Origin of the sequence: Peribacillus sp. RS7, from assembly GCF_041956845.1 — a bacterium.
Classification (GTDB): Bacteria; Bacillota; Bacilli; order Bacillales; family DSM-1321; genus Peribacillus.
On sequence record NZ_CP168135.1, the window covers coordinates 889,233 to 911,335 of the forward strand.

At 35.5% G+C, this 22,103-nt stretch carries 27 protein-coding genes, 1 pseudogene and 1 riboswitch; of the genes and pseudogenes, 9 read left to right on the top strand and 19 right to left on the bottom strand.

All coding sequences use genetic code 11. The features are described 5' to 3' along the window. The first annotated feature begins 9 nt into the window (after nt 1-9). The 4 genes from ACDZ29_RS04590 (at nt 10) to ACDZ29_RS04605 (ending at nt 4,230) form a co-directional block, all read left to right on the top strand. Nucleotides 10-939, top strand: coding sequence for a LysR family transcriptional regulator (locus ACDZ29_RS04590; RefSeq protein WP_375090078.1), 930 nt, complete (start codon nt 10-12; stop codon nt 937-939). A gap of 152 nt (nt 940-1,091) precedes the next feature. Continuing rightward, complete coding sequence (locus ACDZ29_RS04595; RefSeq protein WP_375090080.1) at nt 1,092-2,018, top strand: NAD(P)-dependent alcohol dehydrogenase; 927 nt, start codon at nt 1,092-1,094, stop codon at nt 2,016-2,018. A gap of 175 nt (nt 2,019-2,193) precedes the next feature. Beyond that, on the top strand, nt 2,194-2,547 hold the full coding sequence (locus tag ACDZ29_RS04600) for a hypothetical protein (RefSeq protein WP_375090081.1): 354 nt from the start codon (nt 2,194-2,196) through the stop codon (nt 2,545-2,547). A gap of 521 nt (nt 2,548-3,068) precedes the next feature. Further along, nucleotides 3,069-3,172, top strand: a riboswitch (purine riboswitch). A gap of 176 nt (nt 3,173-3,348) precedes the next feature. Next, nucleotides 3,349-4,230 (top strand): 5'-methylthioadenosine/S-adenosylhomocysteine nucleosidase, encoded by an 882-nt coding sequence (locus ACDZ29_RS04605; RefSeq protein WP_289326275.1) that lies wholly within the window; start codon nt 3,349-3,351, stop codon nt 4,228-4,230. Nucleotides 4,231-4,373: 143 nt separating this feature from the next. On the opposite strand, the gene ACDZ29_RS04610 is transcribed toward ACDZ29_RS04605, so the two are convergent. After that, entirely contained in the window at nt 4,374-4,739 is a 366-nt protein-coding gene (locus tag ACDZ29_RS04610; RefSeq protein ID WP_289326276.1) for a hypothetical protein, read from the bottom strand. A gap of 390 nt (nt 4,740-5,129) precedes the next feature. Between ACDZ29_RS04610 and ACDZ29_RS04615 the strand changes: the two genes are divergently transcribed. Then, entirely contained in the window at nt 5,130-6,035 is a 906-nt protein-coding gene (locus tag ACDZ29_RS04615) for an Abi family protein (protein WP_375090083.1), read from the top strand. A 151-nt stretch (nt 6,036-6,186) separates the two neighbouring features. Here ACDZ29_RS04615 and ACDZ29_RS04620 read toward each other — a convergent pair whose 3' ends face one another. After that, complete coding sequence (locus tag ACDZ29_RS04620) at nt 6,187-6,912, bottom strand: ZIP family metal transporter (RefSeq protein ID WP_375090085.1); 726 nt, start codon at nt 6,910-6,912, stop codon at nt 6,187-6,189. 218 nt (nt 6,913-7,130) lie between these two features. Next, nucleotides 7,131-7,469, bottom strand: coding sequence for a hypothetical protein (locus ACDZ29_RS04625; protein WP_057276953.1), 339 nt, complete (start codon nt 7,467-7,469; stop codon nt 7,131-7,133). 214 nt (nt 7,470-7,683) lie between these two features. Between ACDZ29_RS04625 and ACDZ29_RS04630 the strand changes: the two genes are divergently transcribed. Further along, entirely contained in the window at nt 7,684-8,178 is a 495-nt protein-coding gene (locus ACDZ29_RS04630) for a L,D-transpeptidase family protein (RefSeq protein ID WP_370017098.1), read from the top strand. Between the two features lie 119 nt (nt 8,179-8,297). Here the strand turns inward: ACDZ29_RS04630 and ACDZ29_RS04635 are convergent, their stop codons facing one another. Further along, nucleotides 8,298-10,715 (bottom strand): DEAD/DEAH box helicase family protein, encoded by a 2,418-nt coding sequence (locus tag ACDZ29_RS04635; RefSeq protein ID WP_375090087.1) that lies wholly within the window; start codon nt 10,713-10,715, stop codon nt 8,298-8,300. After that, nucleotides 10,708-11,034, bottom strand: coding sequence for a nucleoside triphosphate pyrophosphohydrolase (locus ACDZ29_RS04640; RefSeq protein ID WP_034309825.1), 327 nt, complete (start codon nt 11,032-11,034; stop codon nt 10,708-10,710). Before ACDZ29_RS04640 ends, ACDZ29_RS04635 begins: the two co-directional genes overlap by 8 nt. A 119-nt stretch (nt 11,035-11,153) precedes the next feature. On the opposite strand from ACDZ29_RS04640, the gene ACDZ29_RS04645 reads away from it, so the two are divergent. Then, nucleotides 11,154-11,567: a (deoxy)nucleoside triphosphate pyrophosphohydrolase gene (locus ACDZ29_RS04645; RefSeq protein WP_375090089.1), complete on the top strand. Its 414-nt coding sequence runs from the start codon at nt 11,154-11,156 to the stop codon at nt 11,565-11,567. 5 nt (nt 11,568-11,572) lie between these two features. Here ACDZ29_RS04645 and ACDZ29_RS04650 read toward each other — a convergent pair whose 3' ends face one another. From ACDZ29_RS04650 to ACDZ29_RS04690, 9 genes and pseudogenes are all read right to left on the bottom strand, one after another. Beyond that, nucleotides 11,573-12,184: a DUF3427 domain-containing protein gene (locus ACDZ29_RS04650; protein ID WP_375090091.1), complete on the bottom strand. Its 612-nt coding sequence runs from the start codon at nt 12,182-12,184 to the stop codon at nt 11,573-11,575. After that, the gene (locus ACDZ29_RS04655) at nt 12,181-14,382 is read right to left on the bottom strand and encodes a DEAD/DEAH box helicase family protein (RefSeq protein ID WP_375090093.1); all 2,202 of its coding nucleotides are present in this window, start codon (nt 14,380-14,382) and stop codon (nt 12,181-12,183) included. Before ACDZ29_RS04655 ends, ACDZ29_RS04650 begins: the two co-directional genes overlap by 4 nt. A gap of 225 nt (nt 14,383-14,607) precedes the next feature. Further along, a complete protein-coding gene (locus ACDZ29_RS04660; RefSeq protein ID WP_375090095.1) occupies nt 14,608-15,162 on the bottom strand; it encodes a hypothetical protein in 555 nt (184 codons plus the stop codon). A gap of 131 nt (nt 15,163-15,293) precedes the next feature. Continuing rightward, nucleotides 15,294-15,743: an SMI1/KNR4 family protein gene (locus ACDZ29_RS04665; protein WP_375090097.1), complete on the bottom strand. Its 450-nt coding sequence runs from the start codon at nt 15,741-15,743 to the stop codon at nt 15,294-15,296. A 486-nt stretch (nt 15,744-16,229) separates the two neighbouring features. Beyond that, on the bottom strand, nt 16,230-16,655 hold the full coding sequence (locus ACDZ29_RS04670; RefSeq protein ID WP_375091101.1) for a DUF600 domain-containing protein: 426 nt from the start codon (nt 16,653-16,655) through the stop codon (nt 16,230-16,232). A gap of 156 nt (nt 16,656-16,811) precedes the next feature. Further along, nucleotides 16,812-16,991 (bottom strand): immunity 22 family protein, encoded by a 180-nt coding sequence (locus ACDZ29_RS04675; RefSeq protein ID WP_375090099.1) that lies wholly within the window; start codon nt 16,989-16,991, stop codon nt 16,812-16,814. A gap of 113 nt (nt 16,992-17,104) precedes the next feature. Further along, entirely contained in the window at nt 17,105-17,407 is a 303-nt protein-coding gene (locus tag ACDZ29_RS04680; RefSeq protein WP_375090100.1) for a contact-dependent growth inhibition system immunity protein, read from the bottom strand. A gap of 308 nt (nt 17,408-17,715) precedes the next feature. Beyond that, entirely contained in the window at nt 17,716-18,156 is a 441-nt protein-coding gene (locus tag ACDZ29_RS04685) for an SMI1/KNR4 family protein (RefSeq protein WP_375090102.1), read from the bottom strand. Further along, nucleotides 18,156-18,289: pseudogene (locus ACDZ29_RS04690) on the bottom strand (hypothetical protein); the annotation flags it as partial. The pseudogene ACDZ29_RS04690 and the gene ACDZ29_RS04685, both read right to left, overlap by 1 nt. Nucleotides 18,290-18,357: 68 nt before the next feature. Between ACDZ29_RS04690 and ACDZ29_RS04695 the strand changes: the two are divergent. Both ACDZ29_RS04695 and ACDZ29_RS04700 read left to right on the top strand, forming a co-directional pair. Continuing rightward, on the top strand, nt 18,358-18,627 hold the full coding sequence (locus tag ACDZ29_RS04695) for an alpha/beta hydrolase-fold protein (protein ID WP_375091102.1): 270 nt from the start codon (nt 18,358-18,360) through the stop codon (nt 18,625-18,627). Further along, nucleotides 18,611-18,790, top strand: coding sequence for a hypothetical protein (locus ACDZ29_RS04700; RefSeq protein WP_375090103.1), 180 nt, complete (start codon nt 18,611-18,613; stop codon nt 18,788-18,790). Before ACDZ29_RS04695 ends, ACDZ29_RS04700 begins: the two co-directional genes overlap by 17 nt. Before the next feature lie 309 nt (nt 18,791-19,099). Here the strand turns inward: ACDZ29_RS04700 and ACDZ29_RS04705 are convergent, their stop codons facing one another. The 5 genes from ACDZ29_RS04705 to ACDZ29_RS04725 form a co-directional block, all read right to left on the bottom strand. Continuing rightward, the gene (locus ACDZ29_RS04705) at nt 19,100-19,609 is read right to left on the bottom strand and encodes an ankyrin repeat domain-containing protein (RefSeq protein WP_375090104.1); all 510 of its coding nucleotides are present in this window, start codon (nt 19,607-19,609) and stop codon (nt 19,100-19,102) included. A 20-nt stretch (nt 19,610-19,629) separates the two neighbouring features. After that, nucleotides 19,630-20,016, bottom strand: a complete 387-nt coding sequence (locus ACDZ29_RS04710; RefSeq protein WP_375090105.1) for a type IV secretion protein Rhs — start codon at nt 20,014-20,016, stop codon at nt 19,630-19,632. A 223-nt stretch (nt 20,017-20,239) separates the two neighbouring features. After that, entirely contained in the window at nt 20,240-20,584 is a 345-nt protein-coding gene (locus ACDZ29_RS04715; RefSeq protein WP_375090106.1) for a tRNA-Val4, read from the bottom strand. A gap of 396 nt (nt 20,585-20,980) precedes the next feature. Then, nucleotides 20,981-21,391, bottom strand: a complete 411-nt coding sequence (locus tag ACDZ29_RS04720) for an SMI1/KNR4 family protein (protein WP_375091103.1) — start codon at nt 21,389-21,391, stop codon at nt 20,981-20,983. Nucleotides 21,392-21,643: 252 nt separating this feature from the next. Continuing rightward, a complete protein-coding gene (locus ACDZ29_RS04725; protein WP_375090107.1) occupies nt 21,644-22,099 on the bottom strand; it encodes an SMI1/KNR4 family protein in 456 nt (151 codons plus the stop codon). Nucleotides 22,100-22,103 lie beyond the last annotated feature (4 nt).

Below are 22,103 nucleotides of genomic sequence, written 5' to 3' on the forward strand. Positions count from 1 at the left end.
GAGACAGATATGGAATTACGAGATTTAAAATCATTCATGGAGGTAGCCCTTCATAAAAGTTTTACGAATGCCGCCGCAAATTCTTATTTAACACAGCCTTCCTTAAGTAAAGCCGTCAAAAAACTCGAAGAAGAACTGCGTGTCGAACTTTTCGACCGCTCAACGAGACACTTGCGTCTTACGGATGCCGGACAAATCGTGTTCCAGCAAGGCCAAAAAGCCTTCGCGGCATTATCCGAATTGAACATACTCTTGGATGACCTCAGGGACATTACAACAGGCGAAGTGAAAATCGGCATCCCGCCGCTGATAGGCACATTGTTTTTCCCGGAAATTGCCCGCAGCTTTCAAGAACGTTATCCGAAAGTTTCCCTCGAGTTGGTCGAACTTGGGGCAAAGCTGATCGAAAAGCTTGTCGAAGAAGGCGAAATCGACCTCGGCATCGTTGTATTGCCGGCCAGTGAAACAAAATTCAATATCTACTCCTTCATTGAAGATGAATTCGTTTTATTCCTTCATGAAGAGCACAGACTTGCCCGCCATTCTGACATCACCTTGACTGAATTGAAAGACGAGAAATTCATCCTTTTTTCAGAAGACTTCACATTACATGATTACATTATCCAGGCATGTGAAAAAGACGGATTCACCCCTGACATCTCATACCAAAGCTCACAATGGGATCTAATCATTGAACTCGTCTCATCCAAACTGGGCATCACCCTCCTGCCGAGATCGATTTATCATAAGCAAACTAACGAAAATGTTAAAGTCATCCCGCTAAAAAACTCGAACCTCCACTGGAAACTCGGGATCATCACCAAAAAAGACGCCTACCATTCCTTTGCCTTGAAGGAATTATTGAAGATGCTGAATGAGGGAGTTCGTCTAGAAAAATACATGCATTGTGACATGAAAAATGAGCCTTTAACAGATTAAACAAATGTAAAAGCAGTGGATTTCGGATGTGAAATCTCACTGCTTTTAAGCATTCATTCAAAAGTTTCTTTAGTTTCGTATCAATGTAGTTTTATCTTTCAGCTTATTTCATAGTATTAAAAGATTGAATCCAAAAACTAAGGAGACTCGCGATGAAAGCAATGATATGCACTAAATACGGTTCACCCGATGTACTGGAACTCAAAGAGGTAGCAAAACCAACTCCCAAGGACAATGAAGTTCTGGTAAAGGTCCATGCGGCAACAGTGGCTTCAGGGGACATAAGAGTCCGGAGCTTCAAGAGCCCTTTCTTGTTATGGCTGCCGATGCGGATCTTCCTGGGTCTTAGAAAACCGCGAAAACCGATACTCGGAGTGGAGTTGGCCGGGGAGATAGAGGAAACAGGGAAGAATGTGAAAAAGTTCAAAAAAGGTGACCCGATTTTCGCCATGACTGGCATGAATTTTGGGGCACATGCCGAATACACCTGCTTACCTGAAGATGGGACCATGGCACTGAAGCCTGCCAATATGACCTATGAGGAAGCCTCCGCCGTTTCTTTTGGGGGAACGACAGCCCTGCATTTTTTCAGAAAAGCCAATATCCAGGACGGACAAAAGGTCCTCATCTACGGTGCATCCGGTTCGGTTGGCACTTCCGCGGTACAGCTTGCCAAATACTTTGGCACAGAAGTTACCGGAGTATGCAGTGCCGCTAATTTTGAATTGGTGAAATCGCTGGGGGCCGATAAGGTAATTGATTATATGGAAGAGGACTTCACGGAAAGACAAGAACGATATGATATCATCTTTGATGCAGTCGGGAAAAGCTCGAAAGCCAATTGCAAGAAGGCACTAACCCCGAACGGGCGATACGTGTCCGTTGAAGGACAAGGAATAGCAAAGGAACGTACGGAAGATTTACTATTTCTCAAAGAACTAATCGAAACAGAAAAGTTAAAATCGGTCATTGATAAACGCTACCCGCTGGAACAGATTCCCGAGGCTCATAGATATGTAGAACAAGGACATAAAAAAGGAAATGTAGTTATAACTTTGGTTGATCATGATAAATCCTGACAAAACCTTGCACATGTTTTAACTACCCTTTTGGACATGAAAATACCCCTTAGGCAATGGATCTAAAGGGGTATGTCGTCACGTGATCATTATCAAAGGTGTCCTTTCATATGTTGAAACTTTAACCAGATACAAACGTATATGGAAGATATGTAGCAATTTTCTGGAGGACTCAATGAATATAGATGCAATCGTACGATTAGTTTTAATGTTAGGGATTCCGGCCTTCATGATGTGGCGGGGTTATAAAAAGATGTCAGAAGAAGAACGAAATGACCTGAAGACTGATGTTACGAGTATGCGTTTTATCGCTACATATGGTTTAGTCGCACTCAGTTTGATATTCTTGTTGGTCGAACCAATTTTTGAAAAGACATGGATGAAAGTGATTAGCGGCGTGCTTTTTTCTATTGGAATGATAGTGAGCAGTGTCTTTATATGGTTGAACGCTTCTTCAAAGTGGAAAGCAATGCTTGGTATCATCTCTTCAATGATCGCTTTAGCCATCTTTTTATGGGCGATTAACTAAATAGAATCACCCCTTTGCACCTATTCTTCTATCCTGTAATCATTTTTCGCCCTATTCATTAATGAACGAAAATTCCTCATTTTTCTATTTAAAAACATTCCAGTTGATTGGAACGGAAGGTACGAGACTCCTGCGGGAAAAGCGTGTCCAAGGGAGACCCTGCAGCCGAGCGGCGAGGAGGCTTCCGGACCGCCCGCGGAAAGCGAGTGCCCTACGTTCCAATCAACGATCAGATTTACAACCCCTCAAAAAAACATTAAGAAAACCATAGTCTTGTTTTAAAAATTATGGTTCGTGATGAGACACTTCCGAATCTTCTATCTCTGACTTGGCCTTTAAATTATACTATTCGAAAAGCATCCACATAATGATTGTGTCCAAGCCCCCACTAAAACCCCATTTACCTTGTAAGAAATTGGCTTTTTTATCGAACCTCCCCTTAAATACGAACATTAAAACAATTTTATATTTAAACGTTCATTTTTTTATTGATTATCTATCATTTGTTTGTTATATTAGCAAAGTAATAATCGTAATTTACTCGTATATGCTCGGAAATATGGTCTGAGCGTTTCTACCTGGTTCCCAGTGAAAGAACTAGACTACGAGTTAAAGTATTCGGCTGCCCGCTTTCTTGAGCAGCTAATGATTTAGCATTATAATCATTTTGCTTAATCATCTTTACTTTGACTATCGTAGGTCTAGAAGGCAGTAATCATTCTGCCGTTCTGGACCTTTTTCTTTGACCGCAACTGCGAGTGTATCAAACAATCGAATAAATATGTTTTAAGGAGAAATTATATGAGAAAAAACATGTTCAAAAAGTACACTCTATTAGGAATCCTTACATTACTTTTCGTGTCGGTGATTGCAGCATGCAGTTCTGCTTCCAAAAATGAAACGGCCGAAAAAAAGACTCAAAGGCCTATCATGATTCAAGGTCCAATGCCGATCGAAGCTGAAAATTTCGCGAAAAGGTTAAAAAATGTCAAAGAAGAAAAATCAGGAGATTTTGTATTTTACATTGGAACTTTAGACAATTATCCTGTAATCGTTGCAAAAACAGGTAAAGGGATGGAAAACACAGCTGCCGCTACAGCATTGGCCATTGAAAGATATAACCCCATTGCCATCATCAATCAAGGAACATCAGGCGGACATGATCCAAGTTTAAACGTTTTTGATGTTGTTTTAGGAAAAAGAACGGTAAACCTAGGTTCATTAAAAACGGCAGATAAAACTGAAAACCAAGGAATTGATCCAACCATTTGGAAACCAATGGACCTAATGGCTTCTGAAGGAAGTGCAGGAGAAGATCCTAACGCTGAAAAACCACGCTTTTACGAGGGAGATAAGGATTTACTCGCAGCTGCTCATGCAGTTAAAGATACCTACACAAAAGGTAAGGTTGTCGATGGTACTATCGGTTCTGCAGACGTTTGGAATAATGAAGTGGATCGGATAAAGTGGTTCCATACGAAATATGGTACATCTGTTGAAGAAATGGAAGGAGCTTCGGCAGCACAAATCGCCAAAGCTTACGATGTTCCCTTCTTAGGTATACGAGTGCTATCCAATAATAAAGTGAATGGCGGTAAATATAACCCTAATACAGCAGCAGCCAATCAAGAATATGTGTATGAAGTAGTCAAAAAATATATCTCTGCGATGCCAAGCAAATAAGATCGGGCTCGGAGCAAAAAGAATTAGAATCTTTTTGGTCAACTATCCCTATAATGAAATAGAAGAAGAGCACATATTATATACGATAATATGTGCTCTCTTTTATTCGAGGATGCCCAAATTAACGGACTATTTTTTTGTGGTTATATTGATTCTTCCTCGTTACAAAAGGTTAAACTGAGGCTATTCAATGTGTAAATTCTAGCGGTAAAAATGAATAAATCACTGTAGTTATTTTCTACGTATTCTTCAATGATGCCCATTCCTTTCCTGAATCTATCTACTAATAACGTAGTGTAGTTTTCATCCCAGGTAAACCGATTGATCCGTTTAAGTTCATCGGCCAATACTTGAAACTTAAACTCCTCAACAAGAAGCTTTAATTGATACAATTTATCTCTATTTAAACAAAAGCAATTGTTTTCATTTTCATGATTTTCCCGAACGAATGTAATGAAACCATTTATGTTTTTAGCCAACATATTCGCTATTTGCATCTCGTAGTTCATTTCTCCATCACCTCAATTTCCAAAATCCAATATATGAAAAGTGTATGATTTGAAATGATATTTTAACACCAACAATTATCTTTAAAGATAGATTTCCTTGCTATACTGAAAGTTCTAATGGAATATTACTGGTCATGATGACAATGACCATTACCGAGCCACCTCTAATTAAACTTGCTTTAATATTGATCGACAAGGTATTGCATACACAAAGAAACCTAGAACTCGCCCTCTAAATAGAAAAGCCTATTCGATATTTCCTTATTTTACTAATTTATTCCTTGACATTATATATATTGAAAGATAGGTTAAAAGTAACAGAACCCACCACGCCTCTTAACAATGCGGACCAAGGTGGGTCATTTTATTTATTCAAGGAGAAATGTATGTATGGATCCTGAAAAAGATAAGCCGACTGGAAAACTCCCCACTACGTATAAAGAACAAGTGGAATTATATAGGAGCAAAAATTTACATGTAGCGAATTCTGAAAATACAGAAAAAATATTACAAAGGATTAATTATTATCGTCTATCTGCTTACGGACTAACTTTAAAGGATCCAATTAATAATGATCAATATTTAAACGGAGCATCATTTAATAAATTACTATCATTATATGAATTTGATCGTAAATTAAGAGTATTGCTTATAAGTGTATTAGAAACTATTGAAATAGCCTTCAGAACTCATACTTCTTATGAAATTGCCCATAGATTTGGACCTCTGGGCTATAAAGATAAAGAAAACTTTATTAATGAAAAATTTCATAAAGAATCTCTGGATGAATTGGACAACTTAATTAAAAAAAGTCGTAAAGGTGAACTATTTATTCAACATCATTACAAAAATTATGATGGTAACATTCCTATTTGGGTGGCAATAGAAGTGACTCCGTTTGGCTTCCTGTCTAAACTATATCGAAATTTAAGCGAAGATGTAAAAAAACACATAGCAAAAATATATTATAACGTTCCTTATCTATACTTAGAAAGTTGGTTGCAAACATTATCCAATGTTCGAAATGTCTGTGCTCATTATGGACGGTTATACAATAAAAAGTTAACTTTTAAGCCACGCTTGTTTAAAGAAGAAGTGAAAAAATTTGATAACAGATTTACATTTGCTGCAATATACATTATTCAAAGATTATTGACCAAGGACGAAGGGCGAAGATTCATTACTGATTTACACGCACTTATTTTAGAGTATGAAGATAGCTTAGAATTTCCACATATTGGGTTCCCCTCCGATTGGGATGAACTTTTATCTAAAATCAATAATCAAAAGTCTTAATTGTAAAAAGATAGGAATGACAAACTCTTACTAATAGACCCAGGTTTATAAAATTGGCTTTTTTCCACAACAGCTTTCTAAATCTCCATAAACTACTTCCCACACAAAAAAAATGCCCCCTTTTCCAAGGGGACAATCTCCCTTTTCGTTATCACATCGAATCCAAAACCAAAGATACAAGCAGGCCGGCTGCAGTGAATATGCCCGTGATCGGTCCTCCGTCTTCATACGCTTCAGGCATCATCGTTGACGCAATCATGGCGATGATCCCGCCGCCTGCAAAGGCTGCCATCGCTGCCAGGACATATTCCGGGGCATGATCGAGAAATAGATAGCCCGACATCGAAGATAAAGCTGAAATGAGCATTACGGAAAACCACAGCAGCATGATTTTCTTCTTTGAATAGTCACTTTTAAGCAGACCAGTTGTACTGGAGAGTCCCTCAGGGATATTACTGATGAAGATGGCAATGATCAATAGCCAGCTTACCGAGCCACCGCTTATTAAGCTTGCGCCAATCATGATCGACTCCGGTATGGCATCCATCACCGTCCCAATAAAAATGGCTAGGCCCGCTTCTTTTGAAGAGCTGTTATTGGACCGTTTCCTTTTATTCGCACCTTTTTTGGAAACAAGAATATCCAAGCCAGTAAACACGGCGGCCCCTGTTATGAATCCAATCGCCGTTGCCCAGATTCCTCCATCCCGCACCGAATCAGCAAGCAGCTCATATGCCGCTGCACCTATCAATACTCCAGTACCAAATGCCATTATATAGCCAATGATGTTTTTCTTTATCGGAATGAAGATGGCGGCAAGTGCGCCAATCAGGACTGCAGAACCCGAAACCCCTCCCCAAAAGACCGCACTCCACATGCTACTCCCCCATTTCCTTTTTATAGGATAGTGTACCCTGGTTGATGTTGGGGTAAACGGTGATTCGGGAATAGAGGCGGTTAGCGCTTTTTTTGCAAATCCCCTCAAAAAAAAGCAGTTATAAATCCCTGCCATGGTAGATGAGTATGAAAAAAATAGTAGAGCCGATCCGGTTATCCCATAAGGATTCCTATGGATTGAGGCTCTGAATCTTTGCCTTATATGACTGATATTTGAGGCTTTCCTTCTTCTCTTTCACTAACCTTTTCAATTTTATCAACAAACATTTGGAAAACCTTTCTCTTCTCTTCCAGCTCTTTTATCGATTCTTTCAATTCGTTCAACTTTTGTTCAAAAGGTTTATGATAGAGCTCGCGGATGTTCCGAATAATTTCATCATTTATAGTGGATTGCACAACTTGTTTGGTGATATTGAATTTATAGGAATAAACCTGAAGGTCACGCTTAACTTCTTCATACTCTTTTTCTATCCCATTTAACACATCACTAATTTCTTCATTCCATTCAACTAAAGCCTTTTTCACATGTTCCTCCACCTTTGTTCCCCCTCTTTAACTAACAAAAATCCGTCTCCATAAAAACTTATTTTATCAAAACTTCATTTCGGTTTCTTTTCTGCTTAGTTACTTAACAAATAAGTTTTATTAAAAAAAGATAACAGCCTGTCATGGTCTTGTGGCAGTTACGAAACACTTTTTAATAATTACATAGAATGTAACATGACAACTATAACCTTTGGAGGTGTTCAGACTGATTCATACAGTTAAACCAGGTGAAACACTGACACAGATATCAAGGGACTATCGGAAACCGCTATCGGCAATCATCACTGCCAACCCGTCCATAAATCCAAATGTCATTTACCCTGGTCAACCCATTTTTATACCTGGTTTTCCTCCTGCCGATACCATTCCATTTCAAATCGATGTGTCCGTTAACAATCGTAAGCTAAGGCTGCTAAAAGATGGAGTACTGCAAAAACAATATCCGATTGCCGTTGGAAGAATGCTGTTCGGTACACCAGTAGGACAGTTCATCATCATTAATAAAGCCCCCAACCCTGGAGGCCCATTCGGTACCATGTGGATGAGTTTATCAAAAGAACACTATGGCATTCATGGAACGAATGATCCCAGCTCGATTGGTAAAGCTGTCTCAAAAGGCTGTATTCGCATGCATAATCGGGACGTGGAGGAATTATCAAGAATTGTTCCAATCGGGACAACGGTTTCGATTCATCCTTAGTTTTGTTTGCCCGCGTACCATAGAGGAAGCGACGCATGAGGGGATGATGAGTGCTATAAGTTTATGAGGGAGAAGAGACATACCTTTTGGGAATGTCTCTTTTTTTAGGGTGGGTTCTTTTACTTAGCCTTGCGCTCAAAGTGATAATGAAGTCTATATTCACAAATATCTTTGGTCATATCAAACAAAACCCTCTGGTCTTCTGGTCTTACATCAAAGTTCAGCTTGAAAATATCACCTTCGTAAGAAATCAATCCTTTGGAGCTTCCACTCCACTTAGACATTGGCATAGTCGCAATTAACTTACTAACTCCATCTTTATCGTAATGCCATAGCTTTTTAGAGGATTTGTCAGCAAAGTCGATTTGTTTTCGATACTCTGTTTCTGTTAAGTAGCTATGAAAGAATGGTGCAGCTTCCTCAGAAGTGATTGACTTGAACCAACTATCCTCTCCACGCTCTAACATCGCTAGCAGAACAACCATCTTATAGCTCTTCGCCATACCTGTTTTCTCAACTTCCACTATCCATTGTTCATATAGACGAAAGATTTCGGATTCACTTTCAGAAAGCTCTCTAGCAAAGTCCAAGAAACCATAATATGAAGAGAATTCCTGACGATACTGCAGGGAATCAGAGGCACCTTTTAAATGCAATTCCAAATAGGAAGGCCTTCTCCCTAATTCCTGCTTTAATACGAGATAATCATTTACTAATTTATCTCGTCTAGGTTGCTTCTTTTTCGCCATTTCCTTTAATAGATTAATTACTTGAATATCTAATTCTATATCACATAAATCAGGAACAACCGGCTCAATGGTTTTCTTCTTCTGCATACTCAAATCCGTATCAAACAAACTTAATTTAACATCTGCATTTCGATAATTACCAATTAAATCAATAATAACGCAATGATCCTTGGAGTCATGGAGCCTAAGTCCTCTGCCAATCTGCTGGGTAAAAACCGTTAAAGATTCTGTTGGCCTTACAAATAAAAGCGTATCAACAGCCGGGATATCGACTCCCTCATTGAATAGATTGACCGTAAAGATAATATCGAGGGCTCCATCTGCAAGCTGGCTTATTGCATCATCTCTATTCATGTCTTTTTGCTTTGAATGCAGACTAATTGCTCTAAATCCCTTTTGATTAAAAAAGGCAGAAAGAAAATCTGCTTGCTTAATGGATGAACAGAAACCAATTGTACGAGTCTTCCTTTTTTCCTTCCACGCATTCAATACCTTTTCAGCCATCTCATCCCGTAATTGAAGCTGGAGCAACTCCTTTTCATCATACCGATTTCCGAGCCAAGTAATCTGACTATAATCTGTATCATCATACACACCAAAATATTTAAAGGGCGCTAACCAGTTCCGTTGAATAGCCTCAAGGAAATCCATCCGGAATGCTACATTTCCACCACAGATAGCATATACATCCTTGTTATCATTCCGATCCGGTGTGGCCGTGATTCCAAGCAAAAATTTCGGTTTGAAGTAATCCAGTACTCGTTGATAAGATTCAGCCGCAGCATGATGAAACTCATCGACGATAATCAAGTCAAATTCTTCGGGATCAAAAACTTGAAGATGCCGCTGCATGCTTAACGTGTAAATCGAAGCAAAAATGGTATGTCCATGCCTTTCCTTCACCTTGCCATTATAAATAGAAAAGCTCTCTTCCGGCATAACCGTTTGGAATGACCTCTTAGCCTGATATAGAATTTCTTCAAGGTGAGCAATAAACAGCACCCGTTTGAAATTGCGCGCAACGAACCCGGCTAAATATGTCTTTCCTAATCCTGTGGCCATCACTACTAACGCCTTATCATAATCTTCTTCCATTGTTTTATTTAATTCCTCTAATGCCTCAATTTGCGCAAAGCGAGGATAAATTTCCCCATAAGGTGCAGATGATTCATGAATGATCTCCGTTGTTGGAATAGACTCATCAACTTCACTTGGAAGCATTAAATCCATTTCCTCTGTCTCTGTCCACTTTTGAGGAAGATTTGGATTAGTTATATGAAACTTCTCATAGCTTTCTTCATAATTCTTCAACGTCTCTTGATTCAATGAAATCGTTTGATCACTATAAAACGTTTCTAAAAATAGATGCAAGCCTTGAGAAAATACTTCTTCATCATCACTAACAGAAAGACTCCATTCCACTCCATTACTTAAAGCCGAACGGGAAAGATTGGACGAGCCAACAAACAAGCTATCTTGGCTATCTTTTTGAAACAGATAAGCTTTAGGATGAAAGGACACCCCGTTACTCTTCCATAATCTGACCTCAATCCTTGAATCTATCCCTAATAATATCCTCAATCCTTCTGGCTGGGTCACAAACAAATAATCGCCAGTACACACTTTAATTTCCGCTCCACGTTCAGCAGCTGCTTTTAATGCTTCTCTCAAGTATTGAACACCAGATTTCATCACAAAAGAGGTCAAAATACAAATAGAAGAAGCAGAATCAATCTGCTTCAATAGGTGTGTCCCTAATTGACTGGTAATTAATTGCACCTTACTCATCTTCAACCTCAATCAGATAAATCTTTTCCTTAAATCCTCCTCGTTTGTCTGCTTTGATCTTCCTTACCTTCTCCACTTCCTCGATAGAAGCCCCATGATACTCAGCGAGCGCATGAAGGATTTCTAGCACATCGGCCAACTCCTCAATCGCATCCTCTTTACTTTCAGTCTCTACATATTCCTGTAACTCTTCAAAGCTCTTCTTTTTCAATTCTTCTATGTATTCCTTCTCATCTAGCACTCTCGTTGTAAACTTCTTACCTGTAGCTTCAATCACTTCAGGAATCCGATCACGGACTAATTTATTGTGGACTGGCATAGATTGGCCTCCTTCAAAGTTTATATTACAATTATATCACTTACCCCAATTTTGTATTTATAACAAACCTCACTTAATCATGATATTATTTAATCATAGCAAACCTATAGGAGGATAACATGAAAAAGCAAGTTAAAGTAGTTGCAGCCATTATTGAAAATGAAAAAGATGAAATACTATGTGCGTTACGCTCTCCAGATATGAGCATCCCGAACATGTGGGAATTCCCAGGTGGAAAAGTAGAAAAAGGCGAAGATATTTTTACTGCTTTAATAAGAGAGATTAATGAAGAATTACATTGCAAGGTTGAAACAGAGACTTCAACCTTTAATGATAATACGCATGAATATGAAACGTTCATTATTAACCTACTGTCTATAAAATGTAAGGTCATTGAAGGTACTCCAACTGCCAATGAGCATTCTAAACTTATATGGTTAAAGCGCGAGAATCTAGGTTCTCTAAAATGGGCTCCTGCTGATATTCCAGCTTTGGAACAATTGATAAATGAAAAAAATAGTCTTCTCAAATGAGAAGACTATACTCTTTCAGTGAACTCAGTATATAAACTAGCTGGGACTTCATTCTCTAATTCCATTGTAACGGTAATTGGCTTTTCCCCTTCATAGTCCACGGTGTTACCCTTCCCTATATAGATATAGGGTTCTGTCTTTCCATCTATTTCTTTATACTTTCTAATAAATAAATGTAAATGTATCCCTCTATCCTGATTGAAAACAATATTCTTTCCTCTCTCAGAACTTGGGGCAGTACTATTTGGAGTCTGCCATTGAAAAATGCGTTCGTTTATAAATTCATCGTGGTAATTAATGCTCTCTTTAATATCTTCTTCCTTGTGCAAATCAATAAATAAGAAATAGTCATTTCCATTTGAAAGTAGGCCGGAACCTCTAAAAGCACTGTGGCTTTTACGATAATTTGAGAGTAATGCAGCATCAGCCATTTGATATTGTTCATACAGCTTCAAATGTGGCACACCATAGTAGTCTTCTTTAAATTCCTTTTCATATCTAAAGATTCCATAAATGATCAGATCTTCGATATACGTTCTATACTCTTCATTCTGTAGAACCTTTTGATAAGAAGTTGTCTTAGTTAAATGACCATTTTCAAGAGCAAATAACTTCAAGTTCCTCTTTTCTGACCAGGATCATAAAAATCCTGATTTAGACACTGCAAGGCATGTAATACGCTATCTTCATCTACCTCTTTAACCAACTTCAATATCTCATGTTTTGCGATTTCTAAAGAAATATCATCATGCTCCAATAGATATTTAGCAATAGCAAATTCATACACTCGCTTTAAAGGTAGCTTACTCGATAATTCCCTTAATACTCCTTCAAAAGCTTCGTCTAGTAATAGCCTTTTCAAGAAATCTTCTTTTTCCACTTTTGCTACAAATTGCAAATATGATTTTTCGCGATTAATAAACTTAATCGGATCTGGAGCTCCATCAAATTTCATATAATCCATTAATAATAAAGGAATTTTACCTTGATTCATTTTCTTAAATTCAAAGTACTCTTCCTTCAAATACTTCAAAGAATTAAAGTTTTCCTTATCAATCTGCGCTAATATCCGTTCTTCAGAAATTTTATCCATTTGAATATGCGTACACCCTGGAATATTTGCAAATCCAGTCGCAATGGCGACCTTCAAGCTTTCTTTATCATAATAACGACTTCCATTTAATGCGATGGCAATTAAGAACGTTTTACTATGATTCCCGATGAAATCAAGTACCGTTAGGAAAGTCTTGTCTTTATGTTTACGAAGTCCTCTCCCCAGCTGTTGAATAAAAACAATCGGAGAATTTGTAGGTCTAAGCATTAAAACGGTATTTACAGAAGGAATATCCACACCTTCATTAAAAATATCAACGGTGAAAATAAATTCTAAGTCATCATTGTCATCTTCTAACTTATTTATATAATGTGATCTCAGCTCGACTGAGTCATTTCCAGATAAACAGATACTTTGAATACCCCTACTATTAAATTCTTGTGCCATATATTGTGCATGTTCAACGGTTACGCAAAACCCTAGACCTTTTCTTTTTTCACCGTCATGGCCATAGAAATTCATATTCTTAATAATAAAGTCGACTCTCTCGTTAACCTTTAATCTCTTCGTTATCTCCACTACATCGTCAATATCTACATCACTTAAATCAATTCCCTCAATGTCGGTAATACCAAAATAATGAAAGGGAATAACCAGTTCATCCTCTAAAGCTTCATGTAAACGAACTTCTAATGCCACATTATTATCAAATAGGTCAAAGACATTTTGTTGATCGCTTCTCTCTGGAGTAGCTGTCATCCCTAATGTGAACTGTGGGTCGAAATATTCTAGCACTGCTTGATAGCTTGGGCTTGTTGCATGGTGAGCCTCGTCAAAAATAATATAATCAAATTCGTCTCGTTTAAATTCCTCGTAGCATTTAGACAAAGTTTGTATGGTGGAGAAAATATAATTAGCATTTTTTTGCTTTTGATTCCCAGTCAGTAATCCAAACGTCAGTTTTACATTAGGAAGGAGCTTTTCAAAAGTCTCTTTTGCTTTTTTTAATATTTCTTCTCTATGTACAATGAACAGTAATCTTTTAGGCTTGAATCCCTTTACGTCAAAAGCAGACATATACGTTTTACCCGTCCCTGTTGCTGCTATAACTAAGGCCTTCTTTTCCCCAAACGATCTAATTCTTTCAAGGTTTTCAACCGCACGTTTTTGCATGTTATTAGGAATGATATATTCAGAGCTTTCATAAATAAATTGCTGAGTATTCGTATAGCCCTTTAATTTACTCAAAAACTCTTCATACTTACTAATGAAATTGTCATCCGCTACGACACTACTGTTCCATAAGCCATCATATTCCTTAAGAACATCTTTAAGAAATTGAGCATCCTCTTTAGCAATAATCTCAACATTCCATTCAATATTACTCTTAAGGGCACTTTGAGTAATATTAGAAGAACCAATAATCACCTTATAACTATCCTTAAATTCAAAAATATACGCTTTCGTATGAAAACCAATCGCCTTATCTGTCTCAAAAATCTTCAAATGAATATTACTAAACTCATTTATTTTCTTTAAAGCCTTCGCTTCAGTAAAATTCAGATAAGTAGAAGTTATAATCTTTCCCTTTACTCCCCTTCTTTCCGCGTTCTTAAAGGTATCCAACAACAGCTGAAGACCACTATAATTAATAAAGGCCACGCTGAAATAAAACTTTTCACACTCATTTATAGAAGAAATTAATTCATTTAATAAATTACCCTTGTCTGAATTGACAATTAGCTTTTTCTCGATGCTCATGATTTGCTCCTGACTGTGGTTATATATATAAGGGATTATAAGATGTAATTTCAATAACTCGTAAAACAATAATACATTACTCTGGCTTGTTTATATAGGCGATGGTTTATCTTCAACTATTTCACAAGACAGGAAAATATATTCTATTCTTACTTCATCAAGTAGTAGTAGTAAGTCTTTATCTTTTTTATAATACATATTTCTTAAAAGACACATAAAAAACTCCTACAATAGACCATCTATTATCTGTTTTAATTCTTCATATGTACTTGGGTGAGCTATTTTTTTTAGTGAATTTAAAGATATTGTTTTTTGATTAGGAAAATATAAATCTAAGTCTTTAGTTAATGCAACGTAAAAATCCCATTGTTTCATATTTAATGGTTCAATTATTTCATGATTTTTTTCTTTTAGTAAACAAAAGACATATATATCAGCATTCCGTTTTACGGTCGGGTTATATTTATTTGTTGTATAATCATATTCTTTTTTTGCCCCAATACTAAAACTGATGTTTGAATATTTTTCCTTATGCCATGCTTGGATGTATGCAGAAGATTTCACCTCAATTTTCATATCTTTATAAACTAAATCAAATGCGTCCCATTCAACTCGTAATTGATTTAAACAGCCAAGAGCAGTTCCGATTAAAAACTCGGCAAAAATTCCCCTTAGGTTGTTTGTTAAAATTTTTGAAAATCCCCATTGCCAGAAATCTAAAATAGTATGGTCTGTTCCTAATATTGGGGTTTCTGATTTAAGAGGTTTATCATTATTCATTAATAACCACATCCTTTTATGCAAACTTTCGAAACTATGTTTTCTTTTCTTATATATTTTAACTCCCCAATTAATTTCCATATAAACCTAAAAGGCATGTCCCATTTATAAATTGCTTCTAGTTATCCATTTTAAAAATCTTCTTCCCATGCGTCTTTTGCATCCAATAACCTTTGTGATAAAAACTCATAAAAGTTCTTTGCTGTATTGTAGTCATCAAGTCCCCCTTGTCTATTCCACGCTATTACTGGGCACTCATTATTCTCCATTTTGCTTGTATATAAACAATAAACATATTCTCCAGCATCTTCAATAACCACTAAATCCTTTTCCAATCCTAACTCTCTATAACTCTTCGTATTAACAACAATAGGAGCTCTATTTGACTTAGCCACTCCTAAAATATCAACACCAAATACCCCACCAGAACCATAGGTCGTTAAAAACCACTTATAACCTTCTGGTAATTCCATCACTAGATCATTTTGGACAACATTGATTTGACTTTCATCTACTCCACCTGTAAAGTCATCTGATTTCTTATGTTCATTGATAAAATTTGTTAATTCCTCTTTATTCATTCAAGATTTCTCCTTTTACCTTTCGCTTTTATCTATTTGCTTATCTCTCATACGACTTGTGCAAACTGTGTGGAATTTCCACCATTGATACTGGCTGATTAAATGATGAAACTCTATAACAGTGCCCTCTTTCCAAAAGGAAGTGCATCCTTTCTTTACCATAAATAATTCCACTATATTCCACATCTTTATAGTTTTTATATTCTTTACCCGTACCCTATAACGTTTTCAAGCTACTTCTTCTCTCTTACTATCGACAATTTATAGGCTGTTTTGTGCTTCATCATTCCGTAGTGCATGATGTTTAATTTATTATCTATAACACATTAGGTATCTGTATTTGAAATAAACACGTACATGAGGAGTAAATTCCTAGCTTTCTTTTTAGTGTGTAAGGAATCGGTTATATAGGTCAAAAAGAAAACCTTGACTGAGTGACGAACACTAAATCAAGGTTTTTTAGCTAATTGGTTTGGTCTTGTTTTATTAATTATTTTCATTCTTGATTTGTTCAAACCATATCCTAGCAATAGAACTTGCAGTTTTATTAGGATCATTTGTATGTACAAGATCATATTTATAATCTGCCGCTAGTTTATTTGCTTGTACATCATAAACAATCTTAATTTCTGTAGGCATTTCACGATCATATTTTCTGCATAATTTAATCAATTCTTTAATATTTTCATTTATTATTTTCACAACTGCTTTTTGTCGATCTACTGATATATCATAAGAAAAGTTTGCATTCCCCTCTTCATTGACTAATGCATCATTGAGTTTATGTCTCTCTACAATCTTACCATTGATATTATAAAAAAAGTCATTAGAGACAAGGCCTTCTTCATGTGAACAATATATATATATTTTATTAGCTCTTTCAAAAACATACTCTAAACATATCGAAACCATATCTGCTTGCAATTCACTAAAGTAATCCTCAAATACTTTACCCACTTCTTCCACTCCTAATTCAATATATTTACTTCATCATATTTTCCGTCTATCTCATATAGTACGAGAAATTGGATACCCCATTACTTTATCTAGATTTATAAAACTTAATTCTTAGGTTCTTTGTATCTTTGGAGTTAGTATAGTTTCATCCATATCAATATTGAAATCTATAAAAAATTTGGAAGGAACAGACTCCCCATCTTCATCATATTTTAAATCCACATATTCTTCTATAGAGTTTTCATTTTTGATATTACCTAACCATATAGAAACCATTCCTTGTTTTACCATTATAAACGCTCCTAATTTATTCCAGTCTATAGTTAACCCGATTATTAAGTTTAAGGTATGTTATTAAGAAAAACCTTGAAAGGCTTTTAGCCATCAAGGTTTTCCTCATAAGTCTATTTTGTTTTAACAGCTTCTTTTATTTGTTCAATTACTTGATAGAGCCACAGAAGTGGTTCTAAACCAAGAGCGGGAAAGTACAAGCCATCTGCACAAGATTGAATGTATTCATTCTTTTCGATATCTGAATACTCACTTCCAATAAAATCTGTTAAAAAAACAATAGCAGATTCCAGATACTCTTTACTTTCCTCTGTTAATAATTCTTCCAATGCCTCCTCTGGAGATTCAATATCCTGATGAAAAGTTCCAGCCAAGAACTGAAAAACTGGTTCTTCTAATTTGTTAGAAGACAACATAACATCACAACCTTTAGTATTAATTTGGATAACCAGTTAGAGAGGGCACGGGATTACATAAAGGTTATTTGGGATAGCCCTGTGCTTTATCTAAATCTATAAAACTTAATTCTCTGGAATGATATCATCAATTCCAGCCAGTATAAAAATAATACTCCTTGATGGTACTACCATCATGAGCTCTCGATTCTTAAACAAATCTTTTTCTTTTTGTATCACTCTATTCAGCTGATTTATTTAATATAATTTAATGTAAAAAACCTTGAAAGGCGTAAAACCAATCAAGGTATGAGTTTTATTATCATTCTTTAATCAGCTAGTAACTCCAAGTAATATTTATCATTTTCTACTATCTTTCTTAAAAATTCTTCAAGAGAAGTCGCAATTTGAATATCATAATAGTAAACTGGACTTCTATTATTTTCATTCAAATCGATTGACATTAAAGCTGATTCACTTCCTTCAAAAAATATTAGTTTGTTATTCTCAAATTCATCATAAATTTCTATGTCGGGATAAAACTCAAAATCATTAACTCTTAATTGAAAATCTCTTATGGAATAAGGATCCATAATACGATTAATATTAAACTCTGAACCTTTTATAAACCCGTAGCCAACCTCTATATAAAAGTTAACTAACTCCTTAGGAAATTTTAAATCGAGTTCCTTCTCAACCTCTTTTATTTCGTTTTCAGTCACTGGATTAAAACTATTTTCTTGGTTTGCCTTAGTAAATTCATAGTCCATTATTTTTTACCTCCTTTAAATAGTGTATTTGCTGGTGAACCTGTTCCATGAATACCAGCTTGATGCTCATTTAGGAATTTTTAGGATGTATATTCCACCATTCATGTTCTCCTCTAAAAGTATTTTCAATTATAGGTTGTAACCGAAATAAAGCATATAGATGCCCATTATGCTACGAATCCTGAACCTTCACATACAGCTATTTCCGGCTGCTCACTTGGAGGACTTGTTTCGATTTTCGCTTCCTATTATTATCCAGAGGTATTCCATCAATATATCTCATTATCTGCTTCTTTTTGGTACGAGGATGTTCTTCGCTATCTTCAAGGGGAGAAGATTGAACGGCAAGGAAATATCTATATCAAACCAACTGTGAATCGTCAAGATCATCAGCTCTATTTCTATGTTGGGGAATTAGAGGGAATTTATAAAGAAACGATTCAACATAATATGGTTGACTACACCGAATAAGGCCCATATTGAATTTATCAAAGAAGGCTATTTGGAATCTAATCTATTATTTGAGTTAGATCCAGAAGGAACTCATGATGACCTATTCTTTTCTAACTACTTCAATCAGTCACTTCGTTGGTTATTTCGCATGGAAAATAAAAACGAAACGTTGGATCGTTAATTTGCCTTAATTGATGGCATCACAATAACCTCCAAGAATGATGATTTTCCTCCAGTCTTGGGGGCTGCTTTTTCAAAGGTCTTTATCTATTGGCGAATCGAAGGCCATACTTATAATGGTCGGCACTACAGAAGCATGATTTTCTTCAATCGCTACTACAGCTCCTTATTCCTTTTTTAACACTTCATATTATAAGGCAAAAAGCACCTGTTTCCTAAAAGACAACCAAGTGCTTTAATCCGGTTCTTGATAGAATAACTTATAAAGTCATTGTAACCATTTTATTGCACTAACTAAAAAGTCACTTTTCTATTCTTTTTCATCTATCTTCTGCTTTAAATATTCAGAAATTTCTGTTTGCCCTCTTTCAATAGCAAATTCATAAGCTCCCATATCTTTCATAGTATCCCCTGTATACTTAACAGTAATATCAATACCATTCTGAACAAGATACTTTACAATATCAAGATGCCCACCATAAATCGCTGAGAATAAAGGGTTTCTATTCGGGTCACTAACATCTAATATTGCACCATTATCAAATAAGTACTCTACAATACTAATTTCACCTTCACTAGCTGCATGTGCAATAGTCGCCGACTTTGGTACGCCTTCGTTTATGTTAATATCCATACCCGATTCAACTAGAAATTTTATCATATCCAGTTTACCAGCTCTAGCCGCAACATGTAGCCACGTTCCAAAAGGTGTTACAAAATCAAGTAAACTTTTATCAGTAATAATGATCTCTTTCGCATGTTCTATATCACCATTCTTAATTAAATCATAAATTTTTATTGCTTTTTCCTTATTATCCATAGTATCCTCCAAAAATATCTTTATTTCATTGATGCTGCTTCTTCACCTAGTAGCTTAAGCATATCAACCATTTTTTCACGAGTTCCACCAAAACTATCTACTTCTTTCAACTTATCAACAATATGTTGAAGACGTTCTATACCGTGTTGTCCTGCAATTCTATTTGGTGCCCAAACAAGATTTTCTTCACCAATTATCGATTCTATTCCATACCTTTTTAATATTTCTTGACCTTCTGCAACAAGTTCTTTTTGCTTCTGGCCAAGACCTTTTTTAAATAGAATATGATGTGCATGTGGATCTATCATAGCAGTAGGTGGGCCACCTATTAGTCCTCTAAGATACTTACCAAAATCAATTTTAATTAATGCTTCATTATATTCTTTAGTAATACCTAAATCAGACATCTTTTTAAATCTTAGAAAGTTCATCTATACTAAAAGTATACTTTATGGGTAAAATTTATGAGCTTTTTCCTTCCTTATTTTTGGACTTTAGAGGAAATGGGATTACATAAAGATTTATTATTTTTCTTCAAAATTAAAAAGTTGATAGAACCAACTTTTCATGGTTGTATCAACTCTTCTTTAAATTTTGGATATCCCATTACTCTATCTAGATCTATATAACTTAATTCTCAGGTTCTTTGTATCTTTCTGGAATTTTTTTTCTCCATATTAGCATAAGTTCTTTAAATTGTTCAGTTTCCATTTCATTCTCATTTGGCTTATCGAAGATATAAAAGTGGTGAAGAACCGTTGTATCTTTTTTTATCAAGACACTGGTAGCATTCCCTTCTATTTCAAATTCATCGTATTCACCTTCCATTACTTTCTCAACAATATCAATATACTCATCCACTTCTGTTTCAAATACAATATCTTCAATGAAGTCTGAGAAAAGGTTAATTTCTTTTGGTAGGATTACTCTTAGATATCCTAATGGGTTTCTTTTAAATTCATATGAATATTTCATACGCTTTTATCCCCTTTTAGACCATTTATATATAATGGATATGCCGTTTCTATTGATTCATCTTTATTCAAGTACATTTCTACTTTAATATCAAATGAAGTGATACCCCTATATTTATTTGACCTATTTATTCTCTAGATTGATAAGTTTCATTAATAGCTTTTAATAATTCGACACGGTTTCACTTTTTGGGGAAGAAGCGCATCTTCTTGATACTTCAAGCTATATCCAGCTCTTGCTTGTTAATCACAAAAATTTTATGTTAAAGCCAACTCGCTTGTTTAATTTCGTTAGTTGTTTTTTTCCCTCTAACTATACTTGGTAAGTTTAAATGTCATCTTCAATTCTTATTTTCATAACTAAGTTTCGTCATACAACTCCATGATGATACAACCATTAATCCCAGTTATCAATTGCCTCTTGAAAGCTATCTTGTAAAAATTGATTAAAAGATGAATATCTATTTAATTCTTTTTTGCTTATATCATCCCATCGCACTACATTATGTTCATCTATTGTGCTTAAACAATAAACAAACTCATCAACATTCTCTATAACAACATATTTTTTTGGTAAACCTAACTTTCTATAACGCTTTGTACTTTCAACTACAGATGCGTAGTCTGCTCCTTCAACACCAAGTACGTCAACTCCACAAATCCCTCCGGAACCAAATTTTTTAACAAATTCTTTATATTCTGGTGGGAAATTCACTTCCAGTATTTTCTCTACCCTTGCTATGTTATCATCAGAAACTTCTCCAATAAAGGCTCCTTTTTCCGTATATTGGTTTATGAATTCTAATATTTATTATTCAAGATTAAACACCTCACTCTAGATTATTAGAAGACCATTTATAGTACTTCTTTCTGAAGTTGTTGAATTGTTTATCTAATAAGCTGTTTTGTTCCTTAATTCGGATATGGAAGTACATAACTCTAAATGGACAAAAAATGGATAGTCCCTTTGATTTTCGAAAGGCTCTATCCACTTCTTCTTTATATAAAAATAAATATTTCTTACTTTATAACAAAGCAATATAACTATTACCCTCAGCTTTTACCAATCTTCTTCATCTTCATCCCAATTATCTTTAGCCTCTTCAAGACTTTCGATTAAATAGTCTAGGAAATTATCAGCTACCTTTCGACCATAGCCTTCTTGATTATCCCACATAATAACTGGGCATTCACCATTCTTCATTTTATTAGTATCGAGACAATAGGCAAATTCATCAACATTTTCTATAACAACTATCCCATCAATTAATTTATAATACTTCTGATAATCTTTAGTGGCATCTACTACTGCTGGACCAGTTAAACCATACCCAATTATTTCTACACCAAAAATACCACCATAACCATAGTTTCTTAAAAACCATTTGTAACTATCCGGAAGTGGGACTTGTAGTTTAATTTCAGTTTCTTTTACTTTTTCATCACTTACTCCACCTGTAAAATAAGCATCTTGACGATTTCCCTTAATAAATTCTTGTAACTCAGAATACCTCAACTAA